The organism is Methylobacterium ajmalii (assembly GCF_036448855.1).
Classification (GTDB): domain Bacteria; phylum Pseudomonadota; class Alphaproteobacteria; order Rhizobiales; family Beijerinckiaceae; genus Methylobacterium; species Methylobacterium ajmalii.
In genome coordinates this window covers 74452-91159 of the sequence record NZ_JAZFXT010000046.1, presented here as the reverse complement: position 1 = coordinate 91159, position 16708 = coordinate 74452, and the positions used below count along the sequence as shown (strand labels likewise).

Annotated in this window: 14 protein-coding genes; 6 read left to right on the top strand and 8 right to left on the bottom strand. The window is 74.1% G+C overall.

The window, feature by feature from the left end:
• Positions 1–393: 393 nt before the first annotated feature.
• Both V3T34_RS19840 and V3T34_RS19835 read right to left on the bottom strand, forming a co-directional pair.
• Positions 394–1341 (bottom strand): 2-hydroxyacid dehydrogenase, encoded by a 948-nt coding sequence (locus V3T34_RS19840; RefSeq protein ID WP_305077583.1) that lies wholly within the window; start codon positions 1339–1341, stop codon positions 394–396.
• Between the two features lie 13 nt (positions 1342–1354).
• Entirely contained in the window at positions 1355–2566 is a 1212-nt protein-coding gene (locus tag V3T34_RS19835) for a pyridoxal phosphate-dependent aminotransferase (protein ID WP_091886559.1), read from the bottom strand.
• 172 nt (positions 2567–2738) lie between these two features.
• Here V3T34_RS19835 and V3T34_RS19830 point away from each other — a divergent pair, with 172 nt between their 5' ends.
• On the top strand, positions 2739–3539 hold the full coding sequence (locus V3T34_RS19830) for an alpha/beta hydrolase (RefSeq protein WP_244533483.1): 801 nt from the start codon (positions 2739–2741) through the stop codon (positions 3537–3539).
• Positions 3540–3691: 152 nt separating this feature from the next.
• Here V3T34_RS19830 and V3T34_RS19825 read toward each other — a convergent pair whose 3' ends face one another.
• From V3T34_RS19825 to V3T34_RS19815, 3 genes are all read right to left on the bottom strand, one after another.
• Positions 3692–5146 (bottom strand): heme biosynthesis protein HemY, encoded by a 1455-nt coding sequence (locus tag V3T34_RS19825; RefSeq protein ID WP_305077584.1) that lies wholly within the window; start codon positions 5144–5146, stop codon positions 3692–3694.
• Positions 5147–5265: 119 nt separating this feature from the next.
• On the bottom strand, positions 5266–7533 hold the full coding sequence (locus tag V3T34_RS19820; protein ID WP_305077585.1) for a COG4223 family protein: 2268 nt from the start codon (positions 7531–7533) through the stop codon (positions 5266–5268).
• A 122-nt stretch (positions 7534–7655) separates the two neighbouring features.
• Positions 7656–8411 (bottom strand): uroporphyrinogen-III synthase, encoded by a 756-nt coding sequence (locus tag V3T34_RS19815; protein ID WP_305077629.1) that lies wholly within the window; start codon positions 8409–8411, stop codon positions 7656–7658.
• 202 nt (positions 8412–8613) lie between these two features.
• On the opposite strand from V3T34_RS19815, the gene tsaD reads away from it, so the two are divergent.
• Genes tsaD through V3T34_RS19800 form a run of 3 tightly spaced genes read left to right on the top strand, consistent with a single transcriptional unit; the run spans position 8614 to position 11548 of the window.
• Positions 8614–9675: a tRNA (adenosine(37)-N6)-threonylcarbamoyltransferase complex transferase subunit TsaD gene (tsaD, locus tag V3T34_RS19810; RefSeq protein ID WP_091886567.1), complete on the top strand. Its 1062-nt coding sequence runs from the start codon at positions 8614–8616 to the stop codon at positions 9673–9675.
• Positions 9672–10556 carry a GNAT family N-acetyltransferase gene (locus tag V3T34_RS19805; protein WP_305077586.1) on the top strand — a complete coding sequence of 295 codons (885 nt, stop codon included), beginning with the start codon at positions 9672–9674 and terminating at the stop codon, positions 10554–10556. Before tsaD ends, V3T34_RS19805 begins: the two co-directional genes overlap by 4 nt.
• Positions 10553–11548, top strand: a complete 996-nt coding sequence (locus tag V3T34_RS19800; protein WP_305077587.1) for an NAD(P)H-dependent glycerol-3-phosphate dehydrogenase — start codon at positions 10553–10555, stop codon at positions 11546–11548. Before V3T34_RS19805 ends, V3T34_RS19800 begins: the two co-directional genes overlap by 4 nt.
• 237 nt (positions 11549–11785) lie before the next feature.
• On the opposite strand, the gene V3T34_RS19795 is transcribed toward V3T34_RS19800, so the two are convergent.
• The 3 genes from V3T34_RS19795 to V3T34_RS19785 are packed head-to-tail and all read right to left on the bottom strand — an operon-like array spanning position 11786 to position 13857.
• A complete protein-coding gene (locus V3T34_RS19795) occupies positions 11786–12106 on the bottom strand; it encodes a cupin domain-containing protein (protein ID WP_060846352.1) in 321 nt (106 codons plus the stop codon).
• Positions 12107–12115: 9 nt separating this feature from the next.
• Entirely contained in the window at positions 12116–13144 is a 1029-nt protein-coding gene (locus tag V3T34_RS19790) for a histone deacetylase family protein (protein WP_305077588.1), read from the bottom strand.
• Positions 13141–13857 (bottom strand): GntR family transcriptional regulator, encoded by a 717-nt coding sequence (locus tag V3T34_RS19785; protein WP_305077589.1) that lies wholly within the window; start codon positions 13855–13857, stop codon positions 13141–13143. The genes V3T34_RS19790 and V3T34_RS19785 overlap by 4 nt, the downstream gene beginning before the upstream one ends.
• A 234-nt stretch (positions 13858–14091) precedes the next feature.
• Between V3T34_RS19785 and V3T34_RS19780 the strand changes: the two genes are divergently transcribed.
• Together V3T34_RS19780 and V3T34_RS19775 are read left to right on the top strand one after the other, a co-directional pair.
• Complete coding sequence (locus V3T34_RS19780) at positions 14092–14859, top strand: class II aldolase/adducin family protein (RefSeq protein WP_305077590.1); 768 nt, start codon at positions 14092–14094, stop codon at positions 14857–14859.
• Between the two features lie 291 nt (positions 14860–15150).
• Positions 15151–16701, top strand: a complete 1551-nt coding sequence (locus tag V3T34_RS19775; protein ID WP_305077591.1) for an ABC transporter substrate-binding protein — start codon at positions 15151–15153, stop codon at positions 16699–16701.
• Positions 16702–16708: the final 7 nt, after the last annotated feature.

Below are 16708 nucleotides of genomic sequence, written 5' to 3'. Positions count from 1 at the left end.
CCATCGAAGATGGCCCGACCTCGAAGGAGGGCTCCAGGGATCACTGCGCTCGCTGGAGGCCTCCTTCGAGGTCAGTCGATTTTTAATCAACTGACATCTCAGGATGAGGTTGCGTGTGGGAGAAAATATTATCCGTTGATATACTGATCGTCTCGAGCGAGATGTCAGATTATATTCAAATAATTGACATAATCTATAATATCAGAGGCCTCATCCTGAGGCGTTGGCGATCGAAGATCGACTGATCTCGAAGGAGGGCTCCAGACATCTCCGAGATCGCTGGATCCATCCTTCGAGGCTCAGCGATCTATGATCGCCAGCACCTCAGGTTGAGGCGGAGGGTAGGAAGGAAAATCCCCTCGCGATCGTGTCGTCGCAAGTCAAACAGGCCGCTCAGTACCCCCGCGCCACGTCGACCGCCGCCGGAATCCGTCCGGTCGCCCGATAGGCCCGTACGTTGCCGGCGACGACCGCCGCGGCGCTGCCCGGGGTGGTCGGCCCCGAGATGTGCGGCAGGACGGTCACGCCCGGATGGCGCCACAGCGCCGAATCCGGCGGCAGCGGCTCGACCGGGAAGACGTCCAGCACCGCGTGCGACACCCGGCCCGCATCGAGGGCGGCGATCAGCGCCTCGGTCTCGACGATCGCCCCGCGGCCGAAATTGATCAGTCCCGCCCCGGGCTTCATCGCGGCGAAGCGACCGGCATCGAGGAGGCCGCGCGTCTCCCCGGTGAGCGGCAGCAGGCAGACGACGATGTCGCTCGCCGCGAGCAGGCCGGCCAGTCCGTCCGGCCCGGAGAATCCCGTCACGCCCACCGGGACGGGCTTGGGCGCGCGGCTCCAGGCCGCGACCGGGAACCCCGCCTGGACCAGCCGTTCCGCCGCCGCGCTCCCGAGCGCCCCGAGGCCGAGGAGCCCGACCCCGACCTCGCCCGGCGGCCGGTAGGGCAGCTGGCGCCAAGTCGCGGCCTCCTGCTGGCGCCGGTAGGCCGGCATGTCGCGCTGGAGGTAGTAGGTCCAGGCCAGCACCGCCTCCGCCATGGTGCGGGCGAGCTCGGGGTCGACCAGGCGCACGATCGGCGCGCTCCCCGTCCCGAGGTCGCGCACCAGGCGCTCGACCCCCGCCCATAGGCTGTGGATCCAGGCAAGGTTCGGCAGCAGCGCCACCTCGGCGGGGTCGGGATTGGCCACGACGGCGATCCGCACCGCCGCGCGCTCGGCCGGCGTCAGGGTACGGAACGGCCGGAAGGTTTCCTCGGGAAGAGCGGTCGCGAGGGCGGCGAGGAACTCGGCCTCCTCGTCGGGATCGAGGTTGCCCAGGAAGGCGATCGGCTCGGACATCGGGGCTCCTCCGTCAGCGGCCGAGGACGGCGGAGAGCCGCGCCACCGCCTCCCGGGCGAGGCCGGGGCTGATGGCGAAGCAGAGGCGGATGAAGCCCTCGCCCTCCGGGCCGAAGGCGGTGCCGGGCGCCACGCCGACCTTGGCCTCGGCCAGGAGCCGGAAGGCGATGGCGAGGCTGGTCTCGTCCGGCCGCGGGGTGCCGGGGCCCGCGACCCGGGCCATCAGGTAGAAGGCGCCCTCCGGCACCGACACGGTGACGCCGGGCAGCCGCGACAGCCCCTCGACCAGGATCTCGCGGCTCTCGGCGCAGCGGCCGACCATCTGTCGGATGAAGCCGTCGCCCTCCTCGAGCGCCGTGACGGCGGCGTGCTGGATGAAGGTCGGGATCGAGGTGGTGTTGTACTGGCCGAGCTTGGCGAAGGTGGGGGCGAGGCCGCGCGGGGCGATCAGCCAGCCGGCGCGCCAGCCGGTCATCGCCCAGTTCTTCGAGAAGGTGTTGGTGACGATCAGCCGGTCGTCCTCGGTGCAGATCTGCAGGAAGGACGGCGCGATGGCGTTGCCGTAGGCGAAGTGGGCGTAGACCTCGTCGGCGACGATCCACAGCCCCCGCGCCCGGGCGAGGTCGCGAAGGGCCTTCATCTCGTCGAGCGGCATGATCCAGCCGGTCGGGTTCGAGGGCGAGTTGACCACGATGGCGCGGGTGCGCGGGGTGAGGGCGGCCTCGATGTCGGCGAGCGGCAGGGCGAAGCGCCCGTCCGCTTGCACCCGGTACGGCACCGTCACCGGCACGCCGCCGGTGATGCGCACGGCCTCGGCCAGGTTCGGCCAGGCCGGCGAGGGAATGACGATCTCGTCGCCGGGCTCCAGCAGCGCCTGAGCCGCCTGCATGATGGCGTTCATGCCGCCGGCCGTCACGGCGAAGCGCTCCGCCGGCACGTCCACGCCCCAGTGCCGGGCGTGGTAGGCGCTCAGCGCCTCGCGCAGGCGCGGCAGGCCGAGCGAGGTGGCGTAGCGGGTGTGCCCGGCCAGCATCGCCCTGTGGGCGGCCTCGACGATGAAGGGCGGCGTCGGCAAATCCCCCTCGCCGATCCACAGCTTGACCACCTCGGGGTCGTCCCGGCCCCGGTCGGCGACGAGGCCGATCTGGCTCGTGCCGATGCCCTGCATCCGCGGCGACAGGGTGCCGGCGAGGTCCGGCGGCGTGGCGGTCTCCGCGTGGGTCATCGGCGGCTCGTGCCCTCGTTGGTTCAAGCGTGTCGGTGACCCTTCCATAGCACCGGCGACGCGGCGCGGGAGCCGCGTCCCGCGCATACATCGCGGTGGACCCGGGCCGTTCCGCCGCTACAACATGCCAAGAACGAACAAGCGCAAGAACGACCACCCGGAGGAACAGCGCGTGACGGTCAATCGCAGAACGGCCCTGGCGGGCGTCTCCCTGGCGGCGGCGGCCCTCGCGCCGGGCGCGGCCCGTGCCCAAGGCGCGGCGCCGAAGACCTACGTCCTCGTCCACGGCGCCTATGGCGGCGGCTGGATCTGGCGCGACGTGGCGGCGGGCCTTCGCGGCCGCGGGCACCGGGTCTACACGCCGACGCAGACCGGGCTCGGCGAGCGCAGCCACCTGCTCTCGCGCCAGATCACGGTCGACACCCATATCGACGACGTGGCGAGCGTCTTCGCCTTCGAGGACCTGCGCGACGTCGTGCTGGTCGGGCATTCCTACGGCGGCATGGCGGTGACCGGCGTCGCCGACCGCCTGACCGACCGCATCCGCCACGTCGTCTACCTCGATGCGCTGATCCCGGAGAACGGCGACACGGCCTTCACGATCCTGCCCGCCGGCATGGCCGATACGCGCCGCAAGGTGGCGCAGGAGCAGGGGGCGGGCGTGGCCCTGCCGGTGCCCGGCCCGGAGGCCTTTCCGATTCCGGCGGGACCGGCCAAGGACTGGTTCATGCAGCGGCTGCGGCCGCACCCGATCGGCACCTACGAGAGCCCGGTGCGCCTCGCGAAACCCGCCGGCGCCGGCCTGCCGGTGACCTACGTCGCCTACACCAGCCCGGCGCTCGCCGCGATCGAGCCGAGCCGGCAGCGGGCCAAGGCCAAGTCCGGCTGGACCTACCGCGAACTGGCGGTGCCGCACGACGTCGAGGTGCCGAACCCCGAGACGGTCGTCGAGCTCCTGGCGGGGATCGGCTAGGGCCGCCTTCCCCTCTCGCCGAAGGCCCCCACGGGGGCGGGCGGGATGGAGGCGTCGCCCGGTCCGTCGACCGGGCGTTCCTCTTCGTCACGATGTGGCGCATCCGGGCGCGCTCGCCCGGATGCGAACGGGCGGGAATCCCGCGGGCGCGCTCAGCGCCCCGGACCGACCACTTCCGGCATCGTCACCGGCACCGGCACCACCGCCGGGCCCGAGGCGCCGGAGGCCAGGGTGTTGATCGTGCCGGTCTTCGGCGCCGTGGCGGTCGCGTTGGCCGCGGCGGGCGCGGCTTCGTGGGCGTGGCCCGCGGACGAGCGGCCGAGCAGGTCGGGCGGGGTCTGCCACACGAAGGCGTCGAGGCGGCCGCTCACCGGGGAGACCGGGGCCCAGCGGTCGGAGACCAGGCCGTCGGCGCACCAGGCCGGATCGCGCGCGGCACGGACCGCGCGGGCCTGCCACTCGCGGGCCTTGCCGGAGGTCGCGCCGTGCTCGGCCTCCTCGATCTCGGCCATCGTCTCGTAGGCGCGCGCGGTCGGCTGGTCGGCGAGCAGCGGGCTGAGCACGTCGCGGGCCCGGGCGAATTCGCGGGCGTCGAGCGCCGCGCGGGCGATGGCGAAGCGCGATTCCGGATGCCAGGACGAGATCCGGGCCAGCGTCTCGGCGCGGGCGAGGCGGTCGCGGCTCGAATCGCCGGTGCGCAGGTCGAGATAGACCCGGGCGAGCTCCGGGTGCGGGGCCGCGCGCCAGGCCGCCTCGACCACCCGGGCGCCGCGCTTGAGGTCGCCGCGGCGGGCGAACAGCCGCCCGGCGAGGGCTGCGGCCGGCACCAGGTCGGGGGCGAGCTTCACCGCCTCGCGGGCCTGGGCGAGCGCGCGCTCGGGGTCGCCGGCCTCGAGGTCGAGGGCGCTGGCGGTGAGCAGCACGGCGCGCTGGCGGCGCATCGCCGCCTTGTCGGAGAGGCCGAGCGCGGCGCGGCGCGACACGGTGTCGAGGGCGCCGGACCAGTCGCGGTCGGCGCACTGGCTCTCCATCACGGCCTCGTTGGCCCAGGTGACGCTCGGGGCGAGGCGCGACGCCTCGATGGCGTAGGCGCGGGCCGTGGCCTCGTCGTCCTGGCGCCGGGCCTCGACGAACAGGCCGCGCAGGCCGAGCACCCGGGTCTCGGGATCGTCGACCATGCGCTGGAAGGCGCGCTCGGCCCCGGCGCGGTCGCCCGAGATCTGGGCGGCCTGGGCGGTCAGCAGCAGGGCGAGCGGCTCGTTGCCGAGCAGGCGCTCGGCCTCGCCGGCGTGGCGGCGCGCCGCCACCGGATCGCCGGAACCCACCGCCACCATGCCGCGCGAGAGCGCGTTGTAGCCGCGGGCCTGACGCCGGCGCCGGCTCGACAGGGTCAGCCGCTCGGGCAGGTTCAGGATGCCGCGGGCGAAGGCCCAGATGAAGCCGAGCACCACGGCGAGCACCATGACGCCGACGAGGGCCGCCGCGAGGCTGGTCGCCAGCTCGTAGCCGCCCCAGGTCACGGTGACCACGCCGGGCCGGTCGGCGAGCCAGACCGCCCCGTAGGCGGCGACGGCGAGAAGTGCCACGAAGGCGAGTGCGCGCCACATCGGTCCATCAACTCCAGAAAGCCGCGCTGCCGCACCGGGCGCGCGAGGGGGCGTCGATCGAGCCCCGGGAGGTTGCTTCCCGCGGCCGCCCGGGCAGGCGGCCGCACTGCGTCAGGTGGTCAGCGGGTCGCCGGACCCTGGATCGCCGCGAAGGCGGCGGCGAGCCGGGCCCGCGCGGCCTCGCCGGCCGCGGCCCGGGCCTTCAGGCGCTGGCCGACATCGCCGGCTTCCTGGCGGGTCTGCTCCGGCAGGGCGTCGAAGGCCTTGGCGGCCTCCGACACCGCGCCGCGGGCCAGCGCGTCCTGGACCTTGGCCACCCCGGCCTCGGTCGGGTCGGCGGGGGTGCCCGCCGTCGGGGCCGCGCCCTCGCTGCCGACCTTGCGCACCGAGACGATCGACTCGGCCATGCTGGTCAGCCGGTCGGTGATGCTGCCGCGCTCCGCCACCGCCTTCTGCCGGGCGGCGAGCGCCGCGGCGTTCAGCTTGGCGGCGACGGGCTGGAAGCTCTGGGCGAGCGAGGCCGCGGTCGGAGCGCCGCTCTGGGCGAAGGGCTCGAGCGGCGCGAGAGCCCCGGCCTGGCCGGGATCGAGCTGCTTGAGGGTGGCGAGCGCGTCGGCATAGGGCGCCCCGGAGGCGAGCGCGCTGGCGATGCGGTCGGCGGCGACGACCCGGAGCGCCGCCTGGACGGTGCCGGCCTCGGCCCGGCCCTCGACCGACTTCGCCAGCTCGGCGAGGCGCTGGTCGACGGTCTTGGTGCGGGCGTCGAGCGCCTGCTGCAGCCCCTCGGCCCGCTGGTCGGCGGCCTTGGCCCGGGTGTCGAGGGCCTGGCGCAGCTCGTCGATGCGCTGGCCCAGCGCCTTGTCGGCCTGCTCCTCGGCGGCCGTGCGGGTGCCGAGATCGGCCTGGAGCGCCTTCAGGCCCTTGTCGAGCCCGTCGAGGCGCCCGCGCAGGTCCGCGCCGTCGTTCCGGCCCTGGAGCGCCGTCACCGCCTGGGCGAGGCCGTCGACGCGCTGGCGCAGGCCGGCATCGCCGCCGCTGCGGCCCTGGAGGTCGGCAAGTTGCTTCTCGATGCCCTGGAGGCGGGCCGGATCGATGCCGGCAGCCTGCGAGGCCGGAGCCTGGGCCGTGGGAGCCTGGGCCGCGGGCGCCGCCTGTCCGGCGGGAGCGGCCTCGGCCTTGCGCAGGGCCTCGTCGGCGCGCTGGGTCGCGGCCTTGGCGGCGGCGTCGGCCGCGCGCACCGCGTCGGGCAGCGGCCGCAGCGTCTGCTCGACGGAGCCGATGCGCCGGTCGAGGGCCTGGACGCTGTCGCGCGGCGCGAGATCGGCGAGGCGCTGCTCGAGCGGCACCGCGTCCTGCGCCTGCGGGGCGGCGGGCTTCGGCAGGTTGATGCCGTAGGCCGGGCCGTAGGTGGTGGCGCCGTAGAGGATGCCCGCGCCGACCACGCCGCCGAGCAGCGAGGCCGCGAGCAGCGAGCCGAAGCCCGCACCCGACCGGGCCTGCGGGGCGACGACCGGGGTCGTCGCCGTGGCCTTGAGCGTGTCCTTGGGGGCGTCCTTCGGCGGCACGGTCGTACCGGCGGCGGAACCTGCCTGCGGCCCGGTCTTCGGCACCGTGGAGAGGCGCGCACCGGTGGCGCCGGTCGCTCCCGCGGGGTTCGGGCCGGAGCCGACCGCGGCCGCGCCGGTCGTCGCGCCGGTGCCGGCAGCCGGGGATTTCACGTCGGTCGCCCCGGGCTTGAGGCCGGGAGTCCCGGTCGGCCCGGTGCCGGGCTTCGCGTCGCCGACCTTGAGCGGGCCACTGCCGGGGCCGGTGACGACCGGGGTCGCGGCGCCGGGCTTCGCGGGTCCGTCGGTCGGCGACGAGGCCGTGGATCCGGTCGATCCCGTCGAGCCGGTGGCGCCGGTCGGGCCGGTGGCGCTGGTCGGGCCGGTGGCGCTGGTCGGGCCGGCTTTGGCCTCGACCGTCCTGGCGGCCTCGCCCGGCTTCACGGCGGCGGCCGATCCCGTGGCCCCGGTCGGGCCGGAGGATCCGCTCGAACCCGTCGGGCCCGTTCCTCCGCCGAACGGCTTCGCCGTCGGGCCGGACGTGCCGGCGGCCGCGGCCTGACCGGTCGCCCCGGTCGCGCCCGGCTTCATCTCGGCGGGCTTCACGTCGGCGGGCTTCACCTCGGCGGCCTTCGTCGGCTCGCCGGGGCGTCCGGAGGCGGCGGCAGGCGTGGCCGGCTTGCCCGGCTCCGATTTGACCGGATCAGGCTTGCCCGGCTCGGCCTTCGGCGCATCGGCGACGCGGGTGGCCTTCAGGTCGATGATCGGCCCATCCGCCGGGTTGCCGCCGCGCCCGCCGGGACGGTTGCGGGAATCCTTCTGGTCCTTGTCGGATGGGTTCACGGCGAAAGATCCTCACCTGTGGGTCGGGCCGGGAGCCCGCCGCGAAGGCGGGCCCATCGGCTCGGCTGGAGCGCGTCCGCGGGGCAGGATCCCGCCCGGGCCGCGCGCTGGTTCATCGTCCCTTAGCATCGCTCCCGGCCCGGGCGAAGGGCCGGCGACGCCTCCGCGTCGCAGTCCGGGTGGACGGCGGCGAGCCCGGCCATCAGGGCGTCCTCGTCGGGCCGTGCCGCGACGACATGGGACAGGATGCCGGCCGCGACCAGGGGCACGGCCACGTCCGCCGACAGGCAATGGTGCAAGAGGCGCCGAAACTCCCCCTCGCGCCCCGCCGCCCGGGCGAGGCCCAGCGCCGTCGCGGCACTGCGCCGCGAGTAGTGCAGGGCCGCGTCGAGGCCGCCCTCGGCGAGCGCCGCCGTCACCGCCTCGGGCAGGGCCGGCAGGGGCGTCGCCGCGTAGGCGACCCAGACGGTCAGGCGGAAGCCGCGCCGCCCCAGCGTCGCGGCCGGCTCGTCCTTGCGTTCGCGCCCGGCGGCGTGGAGGAGGCGCGCGCCCGGCGGCAGGGCGCGGCCGATCAGCCCGGCGAGCGCCGCGGCGTCGCCCCCGGCCTCGTGCACGGGCCCGAGCCCCGCCGCCCGGGCGACGGCCGCGGTGCGCGCGCCGACGCAATAGGCCGGCAGCGCCGCGAACCGCGTGCCCGCCACCGGCGCCACCGCGCTCGCGCTCGTCAGCACCAGGGCGTCGAAGGTGCCGTCGGGCGGCGGGGCGCCGCTGGCGGCGAGGTCGAGGACCGGGGCGAGGAGCGGCCGGTGGCCGAGGGCGGCGACGCGCTCGGCCGTGCGTCGGCCGGCCGGCAGCGGCCGCGCGACCCAGACCCGCAGGGCGGTCCCGCCTTCCCTCGGCCCCGTCACGCAACCCTCCCCTTCCCGCCTCCCCTTCCCGCCTCCGGCCCGGGCGGCCGTCGACCGATCGCACCGTCGCTGCGATCGCCCCTTGGCCGGCCCCGCGCCGGCGGGTTATCTGGTGGCACCATACCGGCCGCCGCGCGGCGTGCCAGCCCCCTCGCGAGACCACCCCCACGCCATGAACGTCCTCGGGATCGAGACCACCTGCGACGAGACCGCGGCCGCGATCGTGGCGGTGGAGGAGGACGGGCGCGCCGTCATCCGCTCCAACGAGGTGCTGAGCCAGATCGCCGAGCACGCCGCCTATGGCGGGGTGGTGCCGGAGATCGCCGCCCGCGCCCATGTCGAGGTGCTCGACCGCCTGGTCGCCCGGGCCCTCGACACCGCCTCCCTGCGCCTCGCCGACCTCGACGGCATCGCGGTGGCGGCGGGTCCGGGCCTGATCGGCGGCGTGCTCGTCGGCCTCGTCACCGGCAAGACCCTGGCGCTGGTCGCGAGAAAGCCCCTCGTCGCGGTCAACCATCTCGAGGCGCACGCGCTGACGGCCCGGTTGACCGACAACCTCGCCTTTCCCTACCTGCTGCTGCTCGCCTCCGGCGGCCACACCCAGCTCGTCGCCGTGAAGGGCGTCGGCGACTACGTGCGGCTGGGCGGCACCATCGACGACGCGATCGGCGAGGCGTTCGACAAGGTGGCCAAGCTCCTGGGCCTCGGCTATCCGGGCGGCCCCGAGGTCGAGCGCGCCGCCGAGAGCGGCGACCCCGAGCGCTTCGCCCTGCCGCGCCCGATGCTCGGCCGGCGCGAGCCGAACTTCTCCCTCTCGGGCCTCAAGACCGCCCTGCGGATCGAGGCCGAGCGGATCGCGCCGCTCACCAACCAGGACGTCGCCGACCTCTGCGCCGGCTTCCAGGCGGCGGTGGTCGACGTGGTGGTCGACCGGGTGCGGGTCGCGCTGCGCGATTTCGGCGGTGTCGCCGGGCATCCGACCGCGCTCGTCGCCGCCGGCGGCGTCGCGGCGAACGGGGCCCTGCGCCGGGCCCTGACCCACCAGGCGGGCGAGGCCGGCCTGCCCCTCGTCGCCCCGCCCCTGCCGCTATGCGGCGACAACGGCGCGATGATCGCCTGGGCGGGGATCGAGCGCCTGCGCCTCGGCCTCACCGACGACATCACGGCGCCGGCCCGCCCGCGCTGGCCCTTCGCGCAGGCCCGGTCCGATGCCCAGTCCCCCGCGGCCGGATGAGTCCCGCCGACGCCGAGGTGCAGAGGCGCCGCTGGCGGGCCCTGGTCGACGAGCGCCTGCCCGAGGCGGCGAGCGGCCGACCGGACTGGCCGGTCTCGCGCAACCATTGCTTCGCCCGCATCCTGCTCGACAACGCCTGCGGCGGGCCCTGGCGCGAGAGCGTGGCGCCGCCCGCCTGGGCCAACATGCCGCCAGAGCGTCTCGATGTCGCCCTGGCGCTCGGCGAGGCGGTGCTGGAGGGACGGCAGGACCTCGCGGTGCTCAACCACCGCTCGCTGCTGTGGCGGCGCAAGCGCCCGGTGCCCAAGCCCCCCGCCAGCCTGCCCGGCGACGGGTTCGCGCTGCGGCGCTGGCGGCTGGCCGACGATGCGCCCTTCGCGGCGCTCTGCGCCGATCCGGCGGTGATGCGGTTCTTCCCCGCGCCGAAGACCGCGCGGGAGAGCCAGACCGAGGCGCGGGCGCTCGCCCGCCGCTTCGACGAGGACGGGTTCGGTCCCTGGGCGGTTGAGGCGCCGGAGGGCTTCGTCGGCTTCGTCGGCTGCTGGCGCCCGGCCCGGCCGCTGCCGCTCGGCGCGCTCCTCGGCCGCGAGACCGGTCTCGTCGAGATCGGCTGGCGCCTCGCCCGTCCGGCCTGGGGCCGGGGCTTCGCGATCCGCGGCGCGCGGCTCGCCCTCGCCGACGCCTTCGCCCGCTGCGCCCTGCCGGAGATCGTCGCCTATACCGCCGACCTCAACGCGCCGTCCTGGAGGGTGATGGAGCGCCTCGGCATGGCGGCGGTCGGCGGGTTCGACCACCCGGCCCTGCCCGAGGGCCACCCGCTGCGGCCCCACCGCCTCTACCGGCTGGCGGCAGCGGATTTTCTCGCTGGAGACGCAGCATGAACACCATCGGGCCGGTCGCGGTCCTGGGCGGCGGCGCCTGGGGCACGGCGCTCGCCAACGCGGCGGCGGCCTCCGCGCCGCGGCGGGTGACGCTCTGGATGCGCGACGCGGGCGCCGCCGCCGCCATGGCCGGCACGCGCGAGAATGCCCGCCACCTGCCCGGGGTGCCGCTCCATCCGGGCGTCCTCCCCACCGCCGACCCGACGACGCTCGCCGAGGCCGAGGCGGTGCTGGTGGTGACGCCGGCCCAGACCCTGCGCGGGGTGCTGACGGCCTTGCACCCCCATCTCGCACCCGGCGCCGCCCTGATCCTGTGTGCCAAGGGCATCGAGCGCGGCACCGATGCCTTCATGACCGACGTGGCGGCACAGGTCGCGCCCGGGGCCAGCCTCGCTGTCCTCTCCGGTCCGAGCTTCGCGGCCGACGTCGCCCGCGGGCTGCCCACCGCCGTGACGCTCGCGAGCCGGGACGGGCCGCTCGCGGCCGCGCTCGCCGCCGCCCTGTCGGGCCCGACCTTCCGGGTCTATCACGGCAGCGACCCGCGCGGGGTCGAGATCGGCGGGGCGGCCAAGAACGTGCTCGCCATCGCCTGCGGGGCGGCGATCGGGCGCGGCCTCGGCGAGAGCGCCCGGGCCGCCCTCGTCGCCCGCAGCTTCGCCGAATTGATGCGCTTTGCCCGCGCCTGGGAGGCCCGGCCCGAGACCCTGATGGGGCTGTCGGGCCTCGGCGATCTCGTGCTCTCGGCGGCCTCGGCGCAGTCGCGCAACTTCGCCTTCGGCGAGCGCCTCGGGCGCGGTGCGAGCCTCGAGGAGGCCGCGGGCGGCAAGCTCGCCGAGGGCGCGCTGACCGCCTCCGGGCTGGTGGCGCTCGCCCGGAGGCGCGAGGTCGAGATGCCGGTGGCCGAGGCGGTGGCCGGTCTGGTCGCCGGCACGCTGCAGCTCGACGACGCCATCGGCGGCCTGCTCAGCCGGCCGCTGCGCGCGGAGGAGTGAGACGGTCTCCGGAATGGACCATTCGGCGACCGTATCGCCGGTGAAGGGCAGTCCGCACGGAACGGCATGGCCGGACCGGGTGGAGGCAACGCGAACATCGCCCAGCCGTCATCGGACGTTCACTGCCCTCTGGCAGGCGTCTGCTTCAGCTGGGCCGGACTCCCCGTCCTCCAGCTGCCGGCACCGAGTCGGGTGCCGCCGCCGCCGACGGACACCCATCAGGGACGGGACGCCGTTTCACCCGGCCGGCGCCAGCCCCTCCGGCCGCTTCACCTCGATCTCCACGAAGGCGATCGGGTGGTCGGAGCCGTTCTGGACGTCGTGGCGGATGCCGGCCGGGCGGCGATAGGACTGGCCGTGGGCGAGCGGTACCTCGGTGACGGCCGTGCCGTCGTGGATCCGCAGGGTGCCCTCGGTGATCATCACCACGAAGTAGGGCCAGCCGTGCTCGTGCCAGCCGGTGACGGCGCCGGGTGGGAAATCCCAGCGGGTGATGCGGACGGTCTCGTCGTCGACCTGGACGGTCGGGACCGCGGGAATCGTGCAGGCGAAGGCCATCGGGGTCTCCTATCGGGCGGATTCGAAGCCGGCGAGCACCGCCGTCAGGTTCGTGGCCAGGAGGTCGGAGAGGTAGCCGCCCTCCTGCACCAGCACGGTCGGCAGGCCGAGCCGCCCGAGCACCGCGCCGATGCGCGAGAAGCCCTCGGTGGTGATGGCGAGCCCCGCCAGCGGATCGTGCTCCGAGGCGTCGAGGCCGAGCGCCACCACCAGCGCCGTGGGGGCGAAGGCCTTCACGGTGCGGCTCGCCACGCCCTCCAGCACGTCGAGATAGGCGTCGTCGCCGGTGCCGAGCGCCAGCGGCAGGTTCAGGTTGGCGCCGATCCCCTCCCCCTCGCCGCGCTCGTGGGCGTAGCCCCAGACGAAGGGGTAGAAGCCGCGCGGGTCGGCGTGGAGCGAGACGGTGAGCACCGAGGGGTCGCGGTAGAAGATCCCTTGCGTGCCGTTGCCGTGGTGCACGTCGACGTCGAGCACCGCGACCCGGGCGTGGCGCTGGCGCAAGGCGGCGGCGGCGACCGCGCTGTTGTTGAAGTAGCAATGGCCGCCTGCCCGGTCGCGATAGGCGTGGTGGCCGGGCGGGCGGCAGAGCGCATAGGCCGCGTCCTCGCCGTCCAGCACGAGCTGCGCCGCGCTCGCCGCGACGTCGGTCGCCGCGGCGGCGGCCGCGTAGGTCCCCGGCCCGATCGGGCAGGCGGTGTCGACCGTGTGCCAGCCGAGCCGGCCGACGATGTGGGTCGGGTAGGTCGCGGCCTCGCGCACCGGATGGATGTTGGCGATCATCTCGGACCCGTGGTCCGGCAGCGCCTCCCAGGCTTCCCAGGCCTCGGCCATGAAGGCGAGGTAATCGGGGCTGTGGACCCGGGCCCTCGCGCCGATGCCGTGGGCTTGCGGCGCCACCACCGCGTGGTTCCCGGCCGCGAGGCCGGCGAGCAGCCGGTCGGCCCGCTCGGGCTGGTCCGCGGCCGGCTTCACCTGGCCGCGGACCAGGAAGAACTTCGGGTCGTGGCTGCGGTGGTCCTCGGAATGGACGGCCTTCATGGGGACTCCGGTGTCTGGCTGTGGGATGCGGGGCTCTGGGGGGCGAGGCCCTCGAGCAGCCGGACCACCTCCCGGCGGGCGACGCCGATGTGGTGGTCGACATGGGCGACGATCCGCTCCGGGTGGCCGGCCTCGATGGCCGCCAGCACCGGCTCGTGGGTGCGGGCGATCTCGTCGGGATCGTCGTAGAGATGGCCGATCAGCCCGATGGCGATCCGCAATTCCGAGGCCAGCCCGTCGAACAGGCGCAGCAGCCGGGCGTTGCCGGCGGCCTCGCAGATCAGGCGGTGGAACTGGTAGTCGGCCTCGACGATGGTGGCGGGGTCGTCGCGCCTGGCCAGATCGCGCATCAGGTCGAGCTGGCGGCGCAGGGCGTCCCGGGCCTCCGGGGTCAGGCGCCGTGCCGCCTCGACCGCCGCATGGCGCTCGACGCACAGGCGCAGGGCGTAGAGCTCATCGACGTCCCGCGCCGAGAGTTCGCGCACGAAGAAGCCGCGCCGCGGCGAGGCCTCGAGCAGGCCCTGGCTCTCGAGGAGGCGCGCGGCCTCCCGCACCGGCGCCCGGCTGATGCCGAGCTCGCGGGCCACCGCCGCCTCCGCCACCTTCGCGCCGGGCGGCAACCGTCCCTGCACGATCGCGTCGGTGAGCCGGCGCGCGACCTGGCGCACGAGATCGCTCTCGGCCAGCACCGGCAATCCGACGGGTCGGGACATCGTACGCATCGCACCTCCGCGGCCGGATTGTGCAATGCGTAGGCGTCGATTGTCGACACTTTTGGCTTGATCGTCGTGCAAGGCCGGGTCAGTCTAGGCTCACGCCGGGTGATGTCGTGAGCCGTCCGGCCCTGCATGCGGCCGTCGGTGTGAGGTCTTCGCGCCGCTTCGTCCGTACACGTGAAGATGTCGTGGCGCCCAGGGCCGCCACGAACCTTTCCGCGAGGAGGTCCGATGCCGTCATCCGCTCATCCGCATGCCGACGAGGTGCAGCGCATCCGCGTCGACCTCGCGGCGGCCTACCGGCTGATCCATCGGCTGGGCCTCGACGACAGCATCTACACCCACATCTCGGCCCGCCTGCCCGGACCGGAGCACCGCTTCCTGATCAATCCCTACGGGTTGCGGTTCGAGGAGGTGACCGCCGGCAACCTCGTCACCGTCGACCTCGAGGGTCGGGTGGTCGACGATCCCTGCGGGCTGGGCATCAACCCGGCCGGCTTCACCATCCACAGCGCGGTCCATGCCGCCCGGGAGGACGCGCTGTGCGTGCTCCACACCCACACGGTCGCGGGCGTCGCCGTGTCGTGCCAGGAAGAGGGGCTGCTGCCGCTCAACCAATGGTCGATGCAGTTCGCCGGGCGGCTGGCCTACCACGACTACGAGGGCATCGCGCTCGACCTCGACGAGCGCCAGCGCCTGGTGGCCGATCTCGGCGACAAGCCCGTGATGGTGCTGCGCAACCACGGCATGCTGACCTGCGGCCGCTCGGTGGCGGAGGCGTTCAAGCTGATGCACAACGTCGAGCGCTCGTGCCGGGCGCAACTGGCGCTGCAAGCCGCCGGCGCTCCGCTGATCCGTCCCTCGGCGGCGGTCGCGACGAAGACCGCCGGCCAGTACGCCTCGTTCTACGACAAGATGGAGACGGGCCAGCTGCCCGACACCGAATGGGACGCGTTCAAGCGCATGCTGGAGCGCAGCGACCCGGATTACAAAGAGTAGAGCCGAGCAAACCGCCCGCTGCCGCATAGAGCGCGGGTTCCTCCTCTCCCCGCGGGCGGGGAGAGGGCTGCCGACCCCTCGCCGGGTCGGCAGCGAGCCCGAAGGGCGAGGGTGAGGGGGTCTCGACGGATGAGGCTCCTCCGGAAACACCCCCTCACCGTCGGCTGACGCCTCGCTCCGTCGACGACAAGGTCGCCGGAGCCCTCTCCCCGCCCGGCGGGGAGAGGAGAATGCGCGCCATTCGTGGTGCATGCGCTCCCACGCCGCGACAGGGACCAAGAGGGACAACCGATGCTCAAGACGATTCTGGCCGGCACCGTGCTCTCCCTGGCGCTCGCCGGCACGGCCTTCGCGCAAACACCGAAGCCCGGCGGCACCGCCAACGCGGTGATCCAGCCCGAGCCGCCCGGCCTGATGCTGGCGATGGTGCAGAACGGTCCGACCCAGATGGTGGCCGGCAACATCTACGAGGGCCTGCTGCGCTACGATTCCGCCCTCAAGCCCCTGCCCGGCCTCGCCGAGAGCTGGAGCGCGTCCGAGGACGGCAAGACCTACACCTTCAAGCTGGTCAAGAACGCCACCTGGCACGACGGCAAGCCGTTCACCGCCGACGACGTGGTGTTCTCGGTCGAGCTGCTGCGCCAGACCCATGCCCGCGCCCGCGGCAACCTCGCGCGCGTCGCCAGCGTGACGGCGCCCGACCCGTACACGGTGGTGTTCACCCTCTCCGAGCCGTTCGGCCCGTTCCTCGGCATCTTCGAGGTCGGCTCGCTGCCGATGGTGCCCAAGCACATCTATGCCGGGACCGACTACAAGACCAACCCGGCCAACAACACGCCGATCGGCACCGGCCCCTACATGTTCAAGGAGTGGAAGAAGGGCTCCTACATCCGGCTGGTCAAGAACCCGAACTACCATGTCGCCGGCAAGCCCTATCTCGACGAGATCTACTGGCACGTGATCCCCGACGCCGCCGCTCGCGCCGTGGCGTTCGAGACCGGCAAGGTCGACATCCTGCCCGGCGGCTCGGTCGAGAACTTCGACGTGCAGCGCCTGTCCTCGCTCAAGGGCGCCTGCTCGACCACCAAGGGCTGGGAGTTCTTCAGCCCGCATTCCTGGCTGTGGCTCAACAACCGCAAGGGCCCGACCGCCAACAAGGCCTTCCGCCAGGCGGTGTCCTACGCGCTCGACCGCGACTTCGCCCGCGACGTGGTGTGGAACGGGCTCGGCAAGCCGGCGACCGGCCCGTTCTCCTCCACCGTCCGCTACCACGACCCGAAGGCCGCGAAGTATTCCTACGATCCCGCCAAGGCCAAGGCGCTCCTGAAGGAGGCGGGCTACAAGGGCGAGCCTGTCCGCCTGCTGCCGCTGCCCTACGGCGAGACCTGGCAGCGCTGGGCCGAGGCCGTGAAGCAGAACCTGGAGGATGCCGGCATCAAGGTCGAGCTCGTCGCCACCGACGTCGCCGGCTGGAACCAGAAGACGTCCGACTGGGACTACGACATCGCCTTCACCTACCTCTATCAATATGGTGACCCCGCCTTGGGCGTCGGCCGCAACTACGTCACGTCGCAGATCGCCAAGGGCTCGCCGTTCAACAACGTCGAGGGCTATTCCAACCCGAGCGTCGATACCGCCTTCGCCGAGGGCGCCTCGGCGGTCGGCGACGACAAGCGCCGGCCGATCTACGAGGCGGTGCAGAAGACGCTGGTCGAGGACGCGCCGGTGGCCTGGCTCCTGGAACTGCAATTCCCCACCATCACCCGCTGCAAGGTCCACGACCTCGTCACCACCGGGATCGGGGTCAACGACGGCTTCCGGGACGCATGGATCGAGCGATGAAGCTTCT